General features: G+C 65.1%; 19 protein-coding genes and 1 riboswitch. Of the genes, 10 read left to right on the forward strand and 9 right to left on the reverse strand.

Features of this window, described 5'->3' with window-relative positions; translation table 11 throughout:
• Positions 1 to 222 precede the first annotated feature (222 nt).
• The 5 genes from AC1DCZ_RS09000 to thiC form a co-directional block, all read right to left on the reverse strand.
• The gene (locus AC1DCZ_RS09000) at positions 223 to 654 is read right to left on the reverse strand and encodes a YkvA family protein (RefSeq protein WP_476974277.1); all 432 of its coding nucleotides are present in this window, start codon (positions 652 to 654) and stop codon (positions 223 to 225) included.
• Positions 651 to 1,277, reverse strand: coding sequence for a cation efflux transmembrane domain-containing protein (locus tag AC1DCZ_RS09005; RefSeq protein ID WP_476974278.1), 627 nt, complete (start codon positions 1,275 to 1,277; stop codon positions 651 to 653). Before AC1DCZ_RS09005 ends, AC1DCZ_RS09000 begins: the two co-directional genes overlap by 4 nt.
• Positions 1,278 to 1,456: 179 nt before the next feature.
• Positions 1,457 to 2,071, reverse strand: coding sequence for a carbonic anhydrase (locus AC1DCZ_RS09010; protein ID WP_476974279.1), 615 nt, complete (start codon positions 2,069 to 2,071; stop codon positions 1,457 to 1,459).
• A 28-nt stretch (positions 2,072 to 2,099) separates the two neighbouring features.
• Entirely contained in the window at positions 2,100 to 2,525 is a 426-nt protein-coding gene (locus AC1DCZ_RS09015; RefSeq protein WP_476974280.1) for a DNA-directed RNA polymerase subunit alpha C-terminal domain-containing protein, read from the reverse strand.
• Positions 2,526 to 3,092: 567 nt separating this feature from the next.
• A complete protein-coding gene (gene thiC, locus AC1DCZ_RS09020; RefSeq protein WP_476974281.1) occupies positions 3,093 to 4,823 on the reverse strand; it encodes a phosphomethylpyrimidine synthase ThiC in 1,731 nt (576 codons plus the stop codon).
• Positions 4,821 to 4,928: riboswitch (TPP riboswitch) on the reverse strand. It overlaps the preceding gene by 3 nt.
• A gap of 945 nt (positions 4,929 to 5,873) precedes the next feature.
• On the opposite strand from thiC, the gene AC1DCZ_RS09025 reads away from it, so the two are divergent.
• On the forward strand, positions 5,874 to 6,149 hold the full coding sequence (locus AC1DCZ_RS09025) for a hypothetical protein (protein ID WP_476974282.1): 276 nt from the start codon (positions 5,874 to 5,876) through the stop codon (positions 6,147 to 6,149).
• A 415-nt stretch (positions 6,150 to 6,564) separates the two neighbouring features.
• Here the strand turns inward: AC1DCZ_RS09025 and AC1DCZ_RS09030 are convergent, their stop codons facing one another.
• Both AC1DCZ_RS09030 and AC1DCZ_RS09035 read right to left on the reverse strand, forming a co-directional pair.
• Positions 6,565 to 7,761, reverse strand: coding sequence for a LysM peptidoglycan-binding domain-containing protein (locus AC1DCZ_RS09030; protein WP_476974283.1), 1,197 nt, complete (start codon positions 7,759 to 7,761; stop codon positions 6,565 to 6,567).
• Positions 7,758 to 8,282 (reverse strand): RNA polymerase sigma factor, encoded by a 525-nt coding sequence (locus AC1DCZ_RS09035; RefSeq protein WP_476974284.1) that lies wholly within the window; start codon positions 8,280 to 8,282, stop codon positions 7,758 to 7,760. The genes AC1DCZ_RS09030 and AC1DCZ_RS09035 overlap by 4 nt, the downstream gene beginning before the upstream one ends.
• Positions 8,283 to 8,753: 471 nt before the next feature.
• Here AC1DCZ_RS09035 and AC1DCZ_RS09040 point away from each other — a divergent pair, with 471 nt between their 5' ends.
• The 5 genes from AC1DCZ_RS09040 to AC1DCZ_RS09060 all read left to right on the forward strand — a co-directional run bounded on the left by AC1DCZ_RS09040 (position 8,754) and on the right by AC1DCZ_RS09060 (position 11,490).
• Positions 8,754 to 9,302 (forward strand): putative glycolipid-binding domain-containing protein, encoded by a 549-nt coding sequence (locus AC1DCZ_RS09040; protein ID WP_476974285.1) that lies wholly within the window; start codon positions 8,754 to 8,756, stop codon positions 9,300 to 9,302.
• A gap of 114 nt (positions 9,303 to 9,416) precedes the next feature.
• Positions 9,417 to 9,620 (forward strand): tautomerase family protein, encoded by a 204-nt coding sequence (locus tag AC1DCZ_RS09045; protein WP_476974286.1) that lies wholly within the window; start codon positions 9,417 to 9,419, stop codon positions 9,618 to 9,620.
• A gap of 140 nt (positions 9,621 to 9,760) precedes the next feature.
• On the forward strand, positions 9,761 to 10,087 hold the full coding sequence (locus tag AC1DCZ_RS09050; protein WP_476974287.1) for a DUF6572 domain-containing protein: 327 nt from the start codon (positions 9,761 to 9,763) through the stop codon (positions 10,085 to 10,087).
• 625 nt (positions 10,088 to 10,712) lie between these two features.
• On the forward strand, positions 10,713 to 11,147 hold the full coding sequence (locus AC1DCZ_RS09055) for a DUF2750 domain-containing protein (protein ID WP_476974288.1): 435 nt from the start codon (positions 10,713 to 10,715) through the stop codon (positions 11,145 to 11,147).
• Positions 11,074 to 11,490, forward strand: coding sequence for an ankyrin repeat domain-containing protein (locus tag AC1DCZ_RS09060; RefSeq protein WP_476974289.1), 417 nt, complete (start codon positions 11,074 to 11,076; stop codon positions 11,488 to 11,490). The genes AC1DCZ_RS09055 and AC1DCZ_RS09060 overlap by 74 nt, the downstream gene beginning before the upstream one ends.
• A 255-nt stretch (positions 11,491 to 11,745) precedes the next feature.
• Here the strand turns inward: AC1DCZ_RS09060 and AC1DCZ_RS09065 are convergent, their stop codons facing one another.
• Complete coding sequence (locus tag AC1DCZ_RS09065; RefSeq protein ID WP_476974290.1) at positions 11,746 to 12,018, reverse strand: DNA gyrase subunit A; 273 nt, start codon at positions 12,016 to 12,018, stop codon at positions 11,746 to 11,748.
• A gap of 222 nt (positions 12,019 to 12,240) precedes the next feature.
• Between AC1DCZ_RS09065 and AC1DCZ_RS09070 the strand changes: the two genes are divergently transcribed.
• Positions 12,241 to 12,495 carry a hypothetical protein gene (locus tag AC1DCZ_RS09070; RefSeq protein WP_476974291.1) on the forward strand — a complete coding sequence of 85 codons (255 nt, stop codon included), beginning with the start codon at positions 12,241 to 12,243 and terminating at the stop codon, positions 12,493 to 12,495.
• Positions 12,496 to 13,172: 677 nt separating this feature from the next.
• Here the strand turns inward: AC1DCZ_RS09070 and AC1DCZ_RS09075 are convergent.
• Positions 13,173 to 13,850 (reverse strand): SACE_7040 family transcriptional regulator, encoded by a 678-nt coding sequence (locus tag AC1DCZ_RS09075; protein ID WP_476974292.1) that lies wholly within the window; start codon positions 13,848 to 13,850, stop codon positions 13,173 to 13,175.
• 205 nt (positions 13,851 to 14,055) lie between these two features.
• Here AC1DCZ_RS09075 and AC1DCZ_RS09080 point away from each other — a divergent pair, with 205 nt between their 5' ends.
• The 3 genes from AC1DCZ_RS09080 to AC1DCZ_RS09090 are packed head-to-tail and all read left to right on the forward strand — an operon-like array spanning position 14,056 to position 19,070.
• Positions 14,056 to 15,663: a carboxyl transferase domain-containing protein gene (locus tag AC1DCZ_RS09080; protein WP_476974293.1), complete on the forward strand. Its 1,608-nt coding sequence runs from the start codon at positions 14,056 to 14,058 to the stop codon at positions 15,661 to 15,663.
• A 7-nt stretch (positions 15,664 to 15,670) separates the two neighbouring features.
• Positions 15,671 to 17,851 (forward strand): acetyl/propionyl/methylcrotonyl-CoA carboxylase subunit alpha, encoded by a 2,181-nt coding sequence (locus AC1DCZ_RS09085; RefSeq protein WP_476974294.1) that lies wholly within the window; start codon positions 15,671 to 15,673, stop codon positions 17,849 to 17,851.
• Between the two features lie 55 nt (positions 17,852 to 17,906).
• Positions 17,907 to 19,070, forward strand: a complete 1,164-nt coding sequence (locus AC1DCZ_RS09090) for an acyl-CoA dehydrogenase family protein (RefSeq protein WP_476974295.1) — start codon at positions 17,907 to 17,909, stop codon at positions 19,068 to 19,070.
• Positions 19,071 to 19,088: the final 18 nt, after the last annotated feature.

The following is a 19,088-nucleotide window of genomic DNA, read 5'->3' on the forward strand; positions in this document are numbered from 1 at the left end:
CCGCCCGGCCGTGTCCCTATCAGCGGTCAACAAGTGCCTCCGAACCCGGCGACAACACCCCCCGGATCATCAGTGACAGGGCGAGAAAGTCATACCGGGTCCAGCGACCAAGTCCCCTGCGATCGGGGACCCAATAAATGTAACGGGGCTCGTAAACTGGCGGGATATCCGCTGACTTCCCGATGTCGGCACTTACCTGTCCGGTCGCTGACATCGGACGGCTCAGGGCGCTGGTGAACCGTAGGCCGCCGTCCCGGCCAGCCGCTGGATCAGGGCCAGACCGGCCGGTGTTCCGGGCCAGTGCCGTTCCAAGGGTCCGTGGCCCGCTGTGCGGATGACCGAGCGCAGGACCAACGCGACGATGATGGCGTCATCGGCGTAGCCGATCACCGGAAGGAAGTCCGGGACCAGATCAATGGGCGAGGCGAGGTAGGCCAGCAACAGGACCAGGCGAACACGGATCCCGCGCGGCAGGGTCCGGTCCGCGGTCAGCCGGCGCAGCAGGACCAGCAGGTCCGGCAGCAGCCGCAGGGCTTCCCTCAGGCCCACCGTTTCCGGGTGTTTACGGGCGTAGAGGGCCAGGAGGACCAACAGCACCGCGTAGATCAGGACCACCCCGGCGATGACGGCGATCGCCCCGTCCCAGAAGTTCATGCCGCGACTTCTTCGGCGGTGTGCCTGAACGCGTGGAGTGCCTCGCGGGCGGCGTAGTAGATGATCACCAGCCCGGCCAGCGGATCGGCCCACCACCACCCCAGGAGGGCGTTCATGACCAGCCCGGCCAGGACTGCGCCGGCGAGGTAGGCATCGACCAGGGTCACCTTCCCCTCCGCGCGGAGCACCGGATTTCCCAGGGCCTTTCCGGTGCGGATCTTGCCCCAGGCCAGGGCGAGCATGACAGCGAACGTCAGAGCCGTCCAGAGAATGCCCAGGCCTGAGGTGGCGGGGCGGACTCCGGTGGCAAACACCACGGCTAACTGGACCACCAGGTAGGCGGCCAGGACCGCGAAGGCCGCCGCGATCAGCCGCATTGCCCGCGCCTCCCGTTCCCTATGGACGCCCTTGAGCTGCCAGACCACGACTAGGGAGGCGAAAATCTCGATGAGGGAATCCAGGCCGAACCCGGCCAGAGCCGGGGACCCGGCCCGAACGGCGGCAGCGGCCAGGACTCCCAGACCGGCCACATTCCAGCCCAGGGTTGCGTACTCAAGGCGCAGGCCGCGGCGCAACAAGCCTTCGCGATGCAATGTGGCGGAAGTGCCGTCAGTACTGACCATGGGTGTCTGGTTCCTTATCGTGGGTCTACACCCCTGTGCCTGTCCCGGCAGCGGGGTCTGCTGTCTGACTCTTCCCAGACAGCAGGCTCTGTCGTGAGAGCGGGAGATGTGCCTTGCCGAAGCGATTGGCGTGGTTGTGGCAGCGTTCCTTAGTGCATTGCTGCCGTTCTTCCGCAGCTTTAGAGGGTGCCAAGTGTTGAGACGAGTTCCGCCCGGCCCTCTCCGAGCCGGTACGCGACGCTGATCACTGCAGTGGAGGAGTCGTCCACTGCGGCGGAGATCACCTGGGAGCTTTCCAGCAGCCGGGCCGCGGTCTGTTTGGCGTGTTCGACGACCATGTCGTTGACCTCGGTCTTGTCCTCCCGCATCGAGGTCAGCACCGACGGGGTGATCCGTTCAACCAGGTCGCGGATGAAGCCCGGGGGCATCTCCCCGGTTTCCACCGCGTTTTTCGTGGCCGTGACGGCACCGCAGTTATCATGTCCAAGGACGACGATCAACGGGATATTCAGCACCGAAACGCCGTATTCGAGCGATCCGAGGACGGCGTCGTCGATCACGTGTCCTGCTGTGCGGACCACGAAGGCGTCGCCGAGACCCAGATCGAAGATGATCTCCGCGGCCAGACGGGAGTCCGCGCAGCCGAATATGACCGCGAAGGGGTCTTGGGCGTTCACCAGCGCGCTGCGCCGGGAGGCGTCCTGGTTCGGATGCAGAGCGTCCCCGGAGACGAAACGCGTGTTGCCTTCACGCAGGCGCTGCCATGCTTCGGACGGGCTGATTCCATTACTCACTCTAGTAACTTTACGGGGACGTCCGATTTCATGGGCCGCCGGGTCCTTCGGCGGGCGTCATCGGCACGGAAGGACGCTGAAAATCGTCCGCGGGGTGGGGGGATTCGTTACGGGCAGGGGCTGGCATCAGTGGAGTTACCCATGTGTTGTGGTTCTTGATATGGCGGTTGTTCTTGGCGCTGCTCCGGGCTCGGCTCGTTGATGTGCGGGTGAACGCGGAGGACAGGGTCTCCGTTGGGGCGAGCGCGAGGTTTTCCAGAGCGACGGCCGCTTCGATGAGCTTCAACGATCCTTCGCCGAGGCCGGTAATCTCGGCCATGAGGTCTTCCCTTGACCGGCTGATCAGCTGTCCAACGGAATTTACGCCGCTCCGCAGGAGGGCATTCGTGATCCTCGATGTCAGCGCCAGTGCGGAGAGGGGACGAACTCGGGTCAGCTCGCGGTGCCGGAGCATTAGGGCGTTCACCTGCCGGCCGCCGGGCCCGCTGAACGGGTCCGGCGGGAATGGTCCGGGTGAGGCCGGGATGCCAGCGAGAATCGAGGTGACGTTCGGGCTGCCAATCGCGTCGTGGGGGCTAATTTCATGTTGCTTCTCTCGGGGAAGTCGTGCAGTCGCGCGCGTCCCGTGTCATTGTCGCGACCTTGGTTGGCTGCGGTAAATCCAGCGTGGTTCGCCGGTGCGGACGTTGCCCCGGAGTGCGTTTGGATTGACACTTTTGGCAGCATCCGCGGCTCAAGGACACCAACTGCACTGACGGGTACAACTCGAAGTGCCACAGCCAGACGGGGCTACCGGCTCGACGGCCGTGCGGCCCCTGGGCAGGACGTTTGCTCGCGCCGTCTACTCATGACCAGAGCACGAGTGAGGCAATCGATCCGGCCCGGCCACCGTGAGGCGCTTTACGTGGCAAGGTTCCCACTGCCCTGCTGTTTCTTGCCAATGTGGAGGCCTCAGCCAGGGTGTGTTCGTGGCGGGGGGCGGTGCCCGGGCCTGCGGCGGTGGCTGCAGGCCCGGGCGCTCTTAGGGGTTGAGGCGGACGGGTTCGGGGAGGTAGACCTTGCCGCCGGATTCACGGAATTCGGCGGACTTAGTGTTCATCCCGGCGATGGCTTCCTGTTCGGACATGCCCCCGAACTGGTCGCGGATATCCTGGGAGAGCCGCATGGAGCAGAACTTGGGTCCGCACATCGAGCAGAAGTGCGCGGTCTTGGCCGGTTCGGCCGGCAACGTCTCGTCGTGGAATGCTTCGGCAGTTTCCGGGTCCAGGGAAAGTGCGAACTGGTCACGCCAGCGGAACTCAAAGCGTGCCTTGGAAAGGGCATCGTCGCGTTCGTGGGCGCCCGGGTGGCCCTTGGCCAGGTCCGCGGCGTGCGCGGCGATCTTGTACGTGATGACACCGGTTTTGACGTCGTCCTTGTTCGGCAGCCCGAGGTGTTCCTTGGGCGTGACATAGCAGAGCATCGCGGTGCCGTACCGGGCGATCTCGGTGGCGCCGATGGCAGAGGTGATGTGGTCATAGCCAGGCGCAATGTCGGTCACCAGCGGACCGAGGGTATAGAAGGGCGCTCCGTCGCACAGTTCCTGCTGGCGTTCGACGTTTTCCCGGACGAGGTGGAAGGGGATGTGCCCGGGGCCTTCGACCATGACCTGCACGTCGTACTTCCATGCCCGCTTGGTGAGTTCGGCGAGGGTATCCAGCTCGGCGAACTGGGCGGCGTCGTTGGCGTCCGCGGTAGCGCCGGGCCGCAGGCCGTCGCCGAGGGAAAAGGCGACGTCGTACTTGGCGAATATTTCGCACAGTTCGTCGAAGTGGGTGTACAGGAAGTTCTCCTGGTGATGGGCCAGGCACCAGCCGGCCATGATGGACCCTCCGCGGGAGACGATGCCGGTGACCCGGTTGGCCGTCAGGGGCACGTAGCGCAGCAGCACGCCGGCGTGGACGGTCATGTAGTCCACGCCCTGCTCGCACTGCTCGATCACGGTGTCCCGGTAGATCTCCCAGGTCAGGTCATTGGCCTCGCCGTTGACCTTCTCGAGCGCCTGGTAGATCGGGACCGTGCCGATCGGGACGGGGGAGTTGCGGATGATCCATTCACGGGTGGTGTGGATGTCGTCCCCGGTGGAGAGGTCCATGACAGTGTCGGCGCCCCACCGGGCCGCCCACTGGAGCTTGTCCACTTCCTCGGCAATGGAGCTTGTCACGGCCGAGTTGCCGATGTTCGCGTTGATTTTCACCAGGAACGCCTTGCCGATGATCATCGGTTCGGACTCGGGGTGATTGATGTTGTTGGGGATGATGGCCCGCCCGGCGGCGACTTCGCTGCGGACCAGTTCAACGTCGCAGTTTTCCCGCACTGCCACGAACCGCATCTCGGGGGTGATGATGCCCTGGCGGGCGTAGTGCATCTGGGTGACGGTCTTACCGTCGAGGGCGCGGCGGGGCACCGGCTGCGCCCCCTTCCATTCAGCGGACGCGGCACCCCGCCGGACGGCGGACTTACCGTCATCGAGCAGGTTCCGTTCCCGGCCGCCGTAAGGCTCGGTGTCGCCCCGGGATTCTATCCATGCGGACCGGAACGGCTCCAGGCCGATCACCGGGTCGCTGCCGGGCCCGGCGGTGCGATAGACCGTAAAATCCGGGTTCTTGGCGCCGTTGGGGGAATCTTCCAGCGCGATGGTAGTGACCGGGACCGCGATTCCGTTTTCCGGGTCGCGGACATAAGCGAGCGAATGCGAATTCATGGAGCTCATCAGTGTTTTCCTACTTCCTTCGCCGGCATGACCCGGACAGGTTCAACGGTCGCAGACTGCTTCAGCCCGATCTCAGCCCCTGCAGGGGCACCCGTGTGGATGTGATTGAGCTTACAGATGCCGTGCCCGGGTGGAAAATCCGTCGGACCGTTACCGGCCGTGCGTCGTCGGGCGACCCGCCGCCCAGAGGCGGCACGCCCAGGCTGACGCTGCCCCCCCAACCTCGGCTCAGTCTCACCTTTTCGGCGAATGACACCCCTGACGGCCCGGTCGATATCTAGTGGTCGGGACTGCGGAACATCCAGTCGATGGCTGGGGTTGGTAATTTCAGGGGCGGCTGGTCGGGATGGCCCGGCACATCGAGGAACCCCGTCCATGGGGGACTGGAAGGGGTTCCCGCTTTGATGGCCTTACGTGGTCTCACGCATTGATGGAGGTTTTTTTGGCCGCTTGTCCATCAAGGCGCCTTCCCAGCGGTCATAGCTGTACAGCGGTATGGGTTCCGTGAGACGAAATCGCGTGAGTACCCCGTGTCCCCCTCATGTACGAATCCCGCCGCGAACGCGGCCAGGCGACATAAGACGCCGGTAGATAAGCAACCATGAACCGCCTGCGGCCACTGCGCTGCGGGCCGAGCCGGACGGGAATCCCACGGAAATGAAGCGTCTGACCGCCTGCGAGAATGAGCCACGAGGGCGCTGACGTCCAGGGCGCCCCTGCATCGCATCTCCACCGCCCGAGCACATCAAGAAAGGGCCTCGCTGTGCTCGGGCAGCACAAGCATTCTTCTTTCTTTTTTGCTGCTGTCCGTTGGATCCTACGTGCCCGCTCCACCGGCTCAACCGTCCTTCGGACGGCCGCGCACCGGACGCCTTGGGTCGGCGCTGCGCTTATTTCCTCCCACAACCCACCCGCCGCTCGCCCTTCGGGTTGCCCCGGTTCCGTCGGGCACAGCTACGCGATGCTCCGCCAGCAGGCAAAACATGGTGGGGAGAGGGAATCCGGTACTCCGGGCAACCGCCCCGCCGCAGCGAAACGGAGCCTCACCTCATGAACGCAGGAATCATGTCCCGCACGGTCACCGCTGACACCGCGGAACCGGTCACCGCCCCGGTCCTGCCCGCGGACGACCGGGCAGGGGACGGGTACGACTGGATGGACACTCTCGACGGCACCGGCTGGTCCGTGCTGCCGAACTGGGGCAGCGAAGGCTGGGATGCCGGATCCTGGCCCTACATCATCTTCGCCGTTGCCCGCACCCGGGACGGGAGCGGGGAGCTGTTCGGCTACGGAACCTGTGTCGAGGGCGACACCGCGACGTACTGATTCCGGTCCCAGGAGGCGTGCTTTGAAACAATCACGGCCGAGGTGTTCTTCCACTGGGCGTCCGGCCAGTCGGACGGTCCGGAGAACCTCTCCGCCACGGCCGCCGGCCTCCCGGAGCAGGACCGCAGGCCCTACCCGGCTGGACCGACTAGAAGCTCCTGAGGTGTCCCGGCCGCGAACCGGCCGGGACACCTCAGCGGCTCGCCAAAATCCGTTGACAACATCATTGAGATTCCTTCGTCCCGGACCCGGAAGCCGGTCCTTACAATTTCCGAATCAACACCGCCGCGTTTCCGCGGCCGGCCAATTGCCGTACGACCCGCTGGCGTGTATTTGGCGGCGTTATATGGCGCGGTCAGGTGCCGGTGAGCAGGGTTTCGCGGGCTGCTCAGACGACGTCCCTGGTGATACTGCTCTACTTGTTGAGAGGTTGGTTCAGGGCGACGCTGATGGTCTGGCCCGGGGCGAGTTCCCCGGCGGGTAGGTCGGTGAAGGCGTACCAGACGCGGTCGGTGCCGGTGAGCGGGCGGTTCGCCCATTCCAGGTCTGTCACGCTGAAGCGGAACGAGATCTGGCGCTCGGTGTCCCCGGGGGCCGTGGTGTAGGTCAGGGGGATCCCGTCGGCGTCGGCGGTAAAGGTGCCCCGGGCACCGTCAATCGTGAGCTCGCCGGGCATGAGCCTGACCCTGGTCCCCGCGGGGATGGGCCGGTCCGTGGTGAGGGACGGGTTGTACTGCAGCAGCTGGTCCGTGGTGGACCGGAATTTGTAGCCGAGGCTGTCGAAGGAGTCGCCGTCGACGGTGGTATAGAAGATGGCTTGCCCGTATGAATTGTTCACGGCTGCTCCCGCGCCCGCCCGGCTGTCGACCGGGTTCTTCTGCAGCCGGATGTGATTCCCGGCACGGACAAAGTAGGTGTTGCCCTTCTCGTACACGTACGGGACCTTGTTCGCTTCCGCCAACTGCTCGCCGGTGAGCCCGAACCGGTACCTGATCCCGTCGAGGGTGTCATTGGGTTCAATCACGTAGCTGAGGGGGATGCCGCTGGCGTCGACGACGGCCGCACCCTTCGCCCCGGTGATCGGACCCGGGGCGGGGATCAGTCGCAGCTTCGTATTGGGTGCCAGCGCGCTCCCGGGCTGAAGCCCGTTGAACTCAGCGAGTTTCTCCTCGGAGATGCCGAAGGATGCAGCCACTCCCGCAGACGTGTCACCGGAGACCGTGGTGTAGTAATCCACGTTCCCAAACGAATCGGTAACAGTGGGCCCCGCCAGGGAAGACTTCCCGGGGCCGGCCGGTGTCGCCGTCGGGATGACCCCAGCGACGGTCGGCGCCGCCGCCATGTTGACCGGGCTCGTTACCAAACCCGTGGCGACGAGTACGCAGGCCGCGACCGCCGCTGCCGCAAGCCCGGCAGCGGCGAAACGCCCCCAATGGCGTTTAGCCGGCGCGCGATGGAAGTCGTGGACGGATCCGCCGACGGCGAGCTGGGTGACCTCGGAATTGACGAACGACAGAGACCGCTGGCGGCTGCGGATAAGTTCCTCCTCGGTGATCGTGAGCGCAGGATCGGCGGCTGAAAGGAGGTCCGCCGCGGAGTAGTCCTGGCTCATTCTGTTGCTCCTTCTGACACCGTCTGCTGCTGAAGTATTCGGCCTAGTTCCTTGCGCGCCCGGTGCAGGCGCATTCGCACGGCAGCCGCCGATGTGTTGAGCAGATGGGACACTTCGACGGCGGTAAGTCCGTCCCAGTACGTCAGCAGTAACACCTCCCGCTCCTTTGAGGCCAGGCGGTCGATGCCATCACGGACGGCGGATCCCCCGGCGGATGGTCCATGGACGCGCTCGAAGCGCAAAGCTCCGATGAGTCCGGCCGACCGGGATAGAGACCTGTCATGATTTCGGAGCACGTTCCTGGCCACGCCGAAAAGGACGATGACCGAGAGGTCATCGGCGTGTCCGGACTTCTCCCAGACAATCCTGAAAACCTCAGCGCACAGATCCTGCGCGGTGGCGGCGCCCTCCGTCCTGCGCCGAAAATAGCGGTAGATACGGTCGTGGGCCGCCGTGTGAGCGGCCAGGAACCGTTTCTCCCTCTCCAGATCCACCCGTTCCCCCGTCGTTTGCAAGCTCATGCCCTGTTAATGTCCGGCAGCCAACAAACTGTAACGAGAATCCTAAAAAACTCTGGGAACGGCGAAAACTGATTTGGCGGATCGGAAACGCTCCAGGTCCGGCGGACGAGCGGGTCGCGGCGACCTGGCGACCCGACGCGCTGTGGAGGATCCTTCACCGGGCACTGTGGCCGGCGCGGTGAGTGCTGCGAGCCGCATTAGGCCTGCCCTGATCCTCTACGCGTCGACCCATGAGGGCCGAAACCTTGGGCGAGGCGGGGGCGGGCATGGCCGGCGAACCTGAGAGCTTGCCGCTGACGAAGGCACTGAGCCTTCTTTCTGCGGTCACCCAGCGCCTTCTGCTAAGGAGTCAACAAGCCGGGGGCAGTCCCCTTGTGGCCGGCGTCGTAGGCCGGTTCGCTGCGTCTGGTTTATGACTGGCGCGCAGGCGGGAAGCGTGACTACAGTCAACTCGCGCGACATCATAGATTCATGATCGTGCTGAGCTGGGATGGTCTTGAATCGGACAGCACGGAGACGTGCTCTGTGAGCGAATCCGAGGAGGGCATCCAAGTCGAGAGCACCGTTCACGGAGCCTTCGGAGAATGTCTTTACACCCTGATAGCTGACGATCACTGGCAGTTCCGTTCGCTAACTCTCGTGCTTGGTTCTCGATCGCTGCGGATCGAGTTTGACGGCACGGTGTGGACGGTGGACGGCCGCGAGCGGCAAGACCTCGAGATGGCCCGCGAAGTGGATATTGCTATCTCACCGCTGAGCAACACGCTGCCTATCCGGCGGCTCGAATTGGCCATCGGTGAGAGTGCCGACATCACGACCGCATATGTCGCGGTGCCCGACCTCACGGTAGTAACCGACCCCCAGCGCTACACCCGTCTAGCAGACCATGAGTACCGCTATGAGTCGCGGGACTCCGACTTCGAGCGGGCAGTCACGGTCGATGAACATGGGCTGGTGGTCACCTATCCGGGCTTCTTTGCTCGAGTGCCCGATAGGGAAACCCTGAACGGGACGACTTAACGGGCGGGTCCATTGTGGCCAGGACGTCCAGCGACAGGCGATTTGCTAACTTCGAGACGCACCAGGTCGGCCGGAGTCCACCCGTCCCTCTGCGAAAGATGCCACAATCTGTGCATGCCGCTCATCCAGGTTCTCAATGCATCCCCTTCCTCCACTGAAAAGAAGCGTCAGCTGCTGGCCGCGCTCACGGCCACTTACGCCGAGGTCATGGAAATCCGTCCCGACACGATCCGGGTGATCTTGCACGAGCTCCCCCGCGAGAACTGGTCCGTCGCCGGCATCACCCTTGCGGAGTCAGGACAGACCGAATCCCTCTGATCGGAAGGCCGCCCAATACCCGCTGGAAATCCGCTGCCCCGTCAATTTTGGACCACCGCAGTAAAACGTTCGAGGATCCTTCGCCGGACCATGATTGTGCGTCAACACCATTCCCACCGTCACTCGATAGGAGCGCTGACTTGGCCGGAGTCCAGGAGCCGAACGTGATTGATCTCGTGACACACGATCCCTCACATGACGGGTACAAGCTCATCATGATCGAAGTGCGTCCATGGTCAGACGCCCCACCTCAGCTCGTGCAGCTGAGGGAGAAGATCAACAACTACGCCATGTTCGTCCTCGATGGGGGTTTGCTGCGCGCGTACCCGGAGACGGCCGAACATCCTCTGAGCATCCAACTGGATTGCGCGACCCCGCCCACTGGAGAGGCTCAGGAAGTCATTGATGTGGCATCGGAGCGGCTCCTCGATTACGGCATCCGGTTCGTCGTCAATCTCCTCATCTGACCGCCCTGCCATGGACTCGACCGTCTGTCGCTGTTAAACAGTCTGCCGGTCTTGCAATGTACCGGCATTGGTTGGGATGGCCGGCCACGGGTGCCGCCTGGGGGGAGGTGTGCTCAGCGCGGAAACTACTGTCGGGTCTCGAGTTGTCGACGATCCATTGCGCGGCTGCTGGAGAAAGTGCGGCCCAGAGGACCGGCTCGCTGGCTTGAAGGTCCGTTGGCAGATGCTTCTCGGGAAGGCGGCGGCGTCTGGCGCACGGGCGCATGGAACCTTCGAGATACTCAACGGCTGCTAGCAACAGCGAGGAAGAGACGCCGCTCGGGCCGTCGGGCCAGATAGCACGTGCTTGGCCGGATTGTTCCAGGTCACCGGCCCTGATCCCGATGTCCACGGCCTGCTCGGCGCTCAAGTGCACGGCGCGTGAGGCAAGACCAGGCTCGCCCAGCCGCCAAAGTTCGCGTGCGATCGACAGCGGGGGGCTCGTGATCGTAAATGATCCCATGAAGTCAATGATCGTCAATTTTCTCCGTATTGGGCGCATTTGAAACGACCTATCCACGGTCAGGCGCCCACGAGGGTTTCGTGGGCTGCTTGCTGGCGTGCCCTTGCGTCATAGGCTGTCGGAATGAGTGTCAGTGCAGCGCATGCAGCCGTCTTCTACGACGAGATCGTCAAGAACGGTGAGGTGTGGGGGATCCGCGATTCAAGTGGCCTCCCGGCCCCGCTCAACGGAGATGGTGAGCGCAGCATGCCGTTCTGGTCCCTTCGAAGCAGAGCAGAGCAGGTTATCGCGAATGGTCCCGACTACAAGGACTTCGAACCGATAGCCATCCCCTTCGAAGTGTGGCGCACCGCTGGATCGACGGCCTTGAGGGCGACGGGATTCTCGTGGGCCTCAATTGGACAGGTGCCCGGGCGAGCGGTTATGACTTCAGACCGGCGGAAGTGCGCACCCGCCTTGGCGCAGTCGAGAGCAAGGAATGAACGTGGACAACGAGCCGAAGCGACGCATGGACCCTGCCGGCCGTTCTCCGCTCCACTACGCTGCACTGGAAGATGATCCCGAGGCAATAGCACGGTTGCTTGCCGCGGGAGCATTGCCTGACGTGGTGGACCGCCAAGGCTTCACACCGCTTCATCTCGGAGCCCAGGAATTCCCCCCTACGGCGGCTGCCTCCCTGATCGATGCAGGAGCACGGGTCGACGCGGAAAACGACTTCGGCAACACACCACTTTGGGTCGCCGTCTTCAATTCCAAAGGTCGGGGCGAGCTGATCGGGCTGCTCCGCTCCCATGCTGCTGACCCGCTGCACGTCAACGCAAGCGGGCAGACGCCGGTCGGCTTAGCAAGGCTCATTGGCAACTACGACGTCGCGCAATACTTCCAGGACGTACCCGAATAGCTGCCTCCGAGCCTGGCCACTAGCACCTCCTGCTTCGCGCCCGGTAGGGGATCGGCACACGGGACGAGGATGGAGGCAGAGAATCGCCGCGAAGATTCAAGCAGGCAACTGCAGGGGGCGCTTCTGACGGCAGGCCCCACAGGGAAAAGGGATTGCGAGCCCGAGTCGTGAAAGGGCGCGGGCACGAAGGTGAGCAGCCGCTACTTAGTAGCTTGGCGCGGGCAGAACCAGTAATCGACGGAGAACACGAAGTCCTCAGCGGCCATCCGGCAACCTTGATCGGAGTTCCTTTGCCTCGGAAGCGAGAGCCTGACGCTGGTCTCGCGTGAGTCTTCTTAACTGCAGGGCGAGGACTACCCGGCTGCCCAATTCGTCCACACCCAACAGCTGACCAACCCGACGGATTGCTTCGTCCTCGTCCTCTGAATCCTCAATCACCTGAAAGACCTCGTCACGCCGGTCTATCGCCCGCACAAGGGCATCGACGACCATCAATTGGTCCCGGGTCCGCTGCCCATCCTCATCCATGCGGCGATTCTTGCACGACGGAGGTCATTCGGCATTGCGTCCGGCTGCGGTTCCCTGAACGGACAATCTCCGTTGGCGTCCGGTAGCCGATCGGCTTGCGGGCAGCGTCGGTTCGAACTCCTTCACGGTACTGGAGCGCAAAGCTAGACTCTTGTGAACGGCTAGGTTGGGGGAGCCGCAATAAGTATGCCAATAGTTCCGGCAAAAACATCGACTAATCGATTGAACAGGCTTTCCGTCGCAGCCATCATCCTCGCGTTGATCGCCGCTTCCGGCGTCTGGATTTTTGGCACTGCCGTCGTCGCCGTCTTCGCGGTGGGGGCCGGACATATGGCACTCAGTCAGATCGGATTGAAGGGAGACCGCGGCCGCGGTCTGGCTATCGCGGCCCTGGCCATCGGTTGCGGCATCGCCACGTTCGCGTTGATCAATACGCTGATGTTCATTCCCGGCGCGATCCAGCAGCTCGTTAGCTAGCCACGCTGCCGGTTGTCTCTGGTTTTCACTGCTGAGCCCGGCTTCACTTCACATCGTCAACGAGCCGTGCCCTTGGGAAAGATTCGTGAGTTTACCCTCGACTTTTCGGCTCTCCGCCTGAGTCGTTGCCTGACTCGAGGTGTCCTGCAGCGGCATCCCTCAAAGGGACAGGATGTAGCGAGTTTTCGGCCGGCCTGCCCAGTTGAGGACCTTAAAATCGGATGTTGGAATCTAACCGGTAACGGGGGCTAAAGGGTACATTCACGTCCATGACCGGACTCCTCTTCGACAGGTGGGGTGCAGCCATCCCGCGGGGCGATTGCGGGAGTCGGGGGTCACTTTGAAGGAGGATTCGGCCTTGGCCACCCGAATCTGCGGTGAGTCCGGGCCAAAGTGCCCCCGCTGTGCGCCGCTGCGGTAAGGGCGGCGGCCCCGGCCGGAAAACGCCCGGTACCCAGGAGGTGACAGATGTCGGCTGCCGGAGGTGACTTCGTTCCTGGCCGTGCTGTCTTACGTGGTCGCCTCGTGGGGGTGCCCCCGTGGCGGGGCACTTTGACGATAATTTTCGACGGCGGCGGCGCAGGCGAGGGCGTCGCCGCGCCAAAGTGCCCCCGGAGAGTGAGCCCAGAATGACCGGGCAGCGGGCACCGGGCAGTCGACGGCCAGGACGGATGCTGTCAGGCGGAAGGCGCGGCCGGGGCCATTAGGGCAGCCAGCGCCATGCTCTCCAGCAGCGGGCGCGCACGTTTGATCGCCAGCCGGCGGCCGTGGGCGCGCACCGAGTGCGGCGTGGAGTTGATCAGGCCGAACGTGGCGTGTGCCCGCATCCGCAGTTCGGCTGCCTCGGTCCCTTCGTGCAGCCCGGCCAGGACGTCGACCCAGAGCTCCACATAGCTGCGCTGGAGGGTGCGGACCTCGGACTGGTCCTCGCCGGCCAGGTTGCTGAAATCCTGGTCCTGGACGCGGATGACGTCGGGATTCCTCAGGGCGAAGTCCACATGGAACGCCACCAGGTGCGACAATGCGACGGCGGCGTCATCGGACTCCGCCACGACCCTGCGGCCGCCGTCGAGCAGGTCCTCGCTGACGCTCAGCAGCAAGGCTCCGAGGACGGCCTGCTTGCCGGCAAAGTGCCGGTAGACCGCCGGGCCGCTCACGCCCGCGGCGGCGCCGAGGTCCTCAAGGGAGACGCGGTTGAAGCCCTCAATGGCGAAGAGAGTGGCGGCGGCGGCCAGAAGGGCCTGCCGCCGGTTCTCCTTGGCCTGGCTCCGCTGGGTGCCCGACTGGCTCCGCTGGGTGCCCGCCTGGGTGCCCGATTGGGGATCGGACTGGGTGGTCGGGCTGGGTTCGGTCACCGGCACATCTCCTCGTGGACGCTTCCTGCACGCCGCGGATTCCGCCACTTCCGGTTCCGCCGCCACGCCCGCGGAGGACGCGCCTGTGTTGGACATCACAGTTAATAGAGACTAACCTAAATCTCAGTTATGCGGTACTAACCGAAATGGCTGGGCGGCCCGCCGGGCGGGCTCCGGCACCAAGGTCAGGGAACGGAAGCAGTCAATGGAGACAATCGCCAGCCGGGTGGACGCCACCAGCGCCGCCTTTGCCGCGAACCGCGAGGCCCAGCTGGGGCTGGCCCGCGAGCTGAAGGAACGGCTCGCCGCCGCCGCCCTGGGCGGGCCGGAAAAATCGCGGGAACGCCACGTGGCCCGGGGCAAGCTCCTCCCGCGCGAGCGCATCAACCAGCTGCTGGACGACGGCAGCCCCTTCCTCGAAATTGCCCCGCTGGCCGCCAACGGTATGTACAACGACGACTCCCCGGGCGCCGGGGTCATTGCCGGCATCGGCCTCGTGCACGGCCGCCAGGTCCTGGTGATCTCCAACGACGCCACCGTCAAGGGCGGCACCTACTATCCCATGACCGTGAAGAAGCACCTCAGGGCACAGGAAATCGCGCTGGAAAACCGGCTTCCCTGCATCTACCTCGTGGACTCGGGAGGGGCGTTCCTGCCCAAGCAGGACGAGGTCTTCCCGGACAAGGAACACTTCGGCCGGATCTTCTTCAACCAGGCCAGGATGTCCGCGGCCCGCATCCCGCAGATCGCCTCTGTCATGGGATCCTGCACCGCCGGCGGCGCCTACGTGCCGGCCATGAGCGATGAGACCGTGATCGTCCGCAACCAGGGCACCATCTTCCTGGGCGGCCCGCCGCTGGTGAAGGCCGCCATCGGCGAGATCGTAACGGCCGAGGAGCTCGGCGGCGGCGACGTGCACTCGAAGATCTCCGGCGTCACGGACCACCTGGCCGAAAACGATGAGCATGCCCTCCAGATCGTCCGCGACATCGTGGCCACACTGCCGCGGCCTGCCGCCCCCGTCTGGGACGTGGACACCGCCGTCGAACCCCTCGCGGATCCGGGGGAGCTCTACGGTGCCGTCCCCACCGACGTCAACGCCCAGTACGACGTCCGCGAGGTGATCGCCCGGCTCGTAGACGGCAGCAAGTTCCACGAGTTCAAAAAGAATTACGGCACCACCCTGGTCACCGGCTTCGCCAGGCTGCACGGCCACCCGGTGGGCATCGTCGCAAACAACGGCGTGCTCTTCAGCGAGTCCTCGCTCAAGGGCGCGCACTTCATCGAACTCTGCGACCAGCGCGGCATCCCGCTGATCTTCCTGCAGAACCTTTCCGGCTTCATGGTCGGCAAGGACTACGAGCAGGGCGGCATCGCCAAAAACGGCGCCAAGATGGTCACCGCCGTCGCCACCGCCCGGGTCCCCAAGCTGACTGTCGTGATCGGCGGCTCCTTCGGCGCAGGCAACTACTCCATGTGCGGACGGGCCTACTCGCCGCGCTTCCTGTGGATGTGGCCGGCCTCCCGGATCTCGGTCATGGGCGGCAACCAGGCCTCCAGCGTGCTGGCCACCGTGAAGCGGGACCAGTACGAGGCCCGCGGCGAAGAGTGGTCCGCCGAGGACGAAGAAGCGTTCAAGGCCCCGATCAAGGCCCAGTACGAGGACCAGGGCAGCCCCTACTACTCCACCGCCCGCCTGTGGGATGACGGTGTGATCGACCCCGCGGACACCCGCACCGTCCTGGGACTGGCGCTCGACGTCGTCTCCCGCACCCCGCTGCCGGAGTCCTCCTTCGGCCTGTTCCGGATGTGAGCCAGCAATGACCATTCCTTCCCCGAAACCGCAGGGCAGCACGCCACTGTTCGGCACCGTCCTGGTGGCCAACCGCGGCGAGATCGCCTGCCGGGTCATCCGCACCCTGCGGGCGCTGGGCATCCGCTCGGTCGCCGTCTATTCCGACGCCGACGCCGGCGCCCGCCACGTGCGCGAGGCCGACGTCGCCGTCCGGATCGGACCGGCCGCCGCCACCGAGAGCTACCTCAAAATCGAGGCGATCATCCAGGCCTGCCAGGACACCGGCGCCGAGGCCGTGCACCCGGGCTACGGCTTCCTCAGCGAAAACGTCGACTTCGCCCGCGCCCTGGAGAGGGCCGGGATCACGTTCATCGGCCCCGGCGTCGAATCCCTGAACGTCATGGGCGACAAGATCCGCTCCAAGAACCACGTCACCGGGTACGGGGTCCCGGTCGTCCCCGGCATCGCCGAGCCCGGCATGACGGACGCGCAGCTCATCGAGGCCTCGGCCGGCGTCGGGTTCCCGCTGCTGATCAAGCCCTCCGCCGGGGGCGGCGGCAAGGGCATGCACGTCGTGGACCGCCCGGAGGAGCTGGAGGCCACCCTGGCCACCGCCCGCCGCGTCGCCGCGAGTGCCTTCGGCGACGACACCCTCTTCCTGGAACGGCTTGTGCTCACCCCGCGGCACATCGAGGTCCAGGTCCTGGCCGACAACCACGGCAACGTCATCCACCTCGGCGAACGCGAATGCTCGCTGCAGCGCCGCCACCAGAAAGTCATCGAGGAAGCGCCGTCCCCGCTGCTGGAATCCCTGCCCGACGGCGACAGCGTCCGTGCGCGGATCGGCGAGGCCGCCTGCAACGCCGCCCGCAGCGTCAACTATAGCGGCGCCGGCACCGTGGAGTTCCTGGTCTCGGACACTGCGCCAGACGAGTTCTTCTTCATGGAAATGAACACCCGCCTACAGGTCGAACACCCCGTCACCGAGATGGTCACCGGCGTCGACCTCGTCGAATGGCAGGTGCGGATCGCCGCCGGCGAGGAACTCACTGTGACCCAGGACGACGTCGTGCTCACCGGGTACTCGGTGGAGGCCCGGGTGTATGCCGAAGTTCCGGAGAAGAACTTCCTGCCCTCGACCGGAAGGGTCGTGTTGCTGGACGAAGTGCCCGCTGACTCAGCCGACCGCGTCCGGGTGGACTCTGCCCTGGTCGAGGGCCTTGAGATCTCCTCCAGCTACGATCCCATGATCGCCAAGGTCATCGCTTGGGGCCAGGACCGCACCGCGGCCCTGGACACGCTCGATGAGGCGCTCGCCGGGTACACCGCCCTGGGCGTTGACACCAACGTCGAATACCTCCGCCTCCTGATCAACGACGCCGACGTCCGCGCCGGACGCCTCGACACCGGTCTGATCGAACGCAGGATGCCGGACTTCACCTTCCGCCGGGTGGCCGACTTCGAACTCGTCGCTGCCGCACTGTTCGCGGCAGCCCGGGAAGGGGAGCAGGACGGGCTCAACCCCGCGCCGGGACCGTGGCAGCGCAAGGACGGCTGGCGGCCCGGCGAGCATGCACCGCGCCGAATCAGCCTGGGAACGTCCGACGGCGGCATTGCCACGGTGGCGCTGCGCAGCGCGGCAACAGGCGGCACGGCCGTTTCCGTGGACGGCGGGCCGTGGCGGAGCGCCTCGGCGGACTTCTCCCGCGATCACCGCGCCGAGGTCACCCTGGACGGGGAGTTGAAGGGCTACGCGTTTGCCCCGGTCCATGCCGATCCCGCCGCACCGGGCCCGGACATCCCGACGCCGGGCGAACCCGCCGGGCTCTTCCTGGGCAACGAAGGCTGGTCATGCCGCCTCGAGGTACTCAGCCGCGAGTCGAGGCTGGCCCGGGCGCTCGCCGCCATGGAACGCGAGGAAGGCGCCGCTGATCCGGCGGTGCGCTCGCCGATGCCCGGCACCGTGGTGTCCGTCTCCGTCAGCAACGGCGACACCGTGGAGGCCGGACAGGTGCTGCTTTCCGTGGAGGCCATGAAGATGGAGCACCAGCTTCTGGCGCCCCTGGACGGCACCGTCCACATCAGCATCACGTCCGGGGACCTCGTGAAGGCGGACCAGGTACTCGCCACGATCCACGCCGCGGAACCGTCCAAGGCCGAGGACACCATCGAGGAAGCCGTCATCGCCATGGGCGCGGCGGACTAACAACCCAGCTTCAGCAACAGACAACAGACGCAGCACAGACAAAGGAGTCATCCCCATGGCAAGTTTTGAACTCAGCGAGGAATACCAGGAGCTTAGCGACACCGTCCGCGAATTCGCCGATCAAGTGGTGGCACCGGTCTCGGCCAAGCACGATGCGGAACACAGTTTCCCCTACGAAGTCGTCTCGCAGATGGCGGACATGGGCCTCTTCGGACTGCCGTTCCCGGAAGAGTTCGGCGGCATGGGCGGAGACTACTTCGCCTTGGCACTCTCGCTCGAACAACTCGGCCGTGTGGACCAGTCCGTCGCCATCACCCTCGAAGCCGGCGTCTCGCTCGGCGCCATGCCGATCCACCGTTTCGGCAACGAGGCCCAGAAGCAGGAGTGGCTGCCTCTGCTGGCTTCCGGCAAGGCGCTCGCCGGCTTTGGCCTGACGGAGCCGGAAGCGGGCTCGGACGCCGGCGGCACCAAGACTACGGCCCGGGTTGAGGGCGGGGAGTGGATCATCAACGGCAACAAGGAGTTCATCACCAACTCCGGCACGGACATCACCCGCCTTGTCACGGTCACGGCCGTGACCGGCCAGCAGGAACGCCCGGACGGCAGCATCAAGAAGGAAATCTCCACCATCCTGGTGCCCACCAACACCCCGGGCTTCAAGGCGGAGAAGGCCTACAACAAGGTCGGCTGGAATGCCTCGGACACCCACCCCCTGACCCTGGACAACGTCCGCGTCCCCGAAGCCAACCTGCTCGGCACCCAGGGCCGCGGCTACGCCAACTTCCTCTCCATCCTCGATGAGGGCCGCATCGCGATCGCAGCCCTGGCTGTCGGCGCGGCCCAGGGGTGCGTGGACCAGTCGGTGAAATACGCCAAGGAACGCAGCGCGTTCGGGCAGAACATCGGCAAGTACCAGGCCATCGCGTTCAAGATCGCCCGCATGCAGGCCCGCGCCCACACGGCCCGCCTGGCGTACTACGACGCGGCCGCCAGGATGCTCGCCGGAAAGCCGTTCAAGACCGAAGCGGCCATCGCTAAGATGGTCGCAGGCGAGGCAGCCATGGACAACGCGCGGGACGCCACCCAGGTGTTCGGCGGCTATGGCTTCATCAACGATTTCACTGTGGCGCGCCACTACCGCGACTCCAAGATCCTTGAAGTCGGCGAGGGCACCACGGAGGTCCAGCTGATGCTGATCGCCCGCGAACTGGGACTGTAGCCGGGCGGAAGGATCGAC

Source organism: Arthrobacter sp. 10N418, assembly GCF_056394725.1.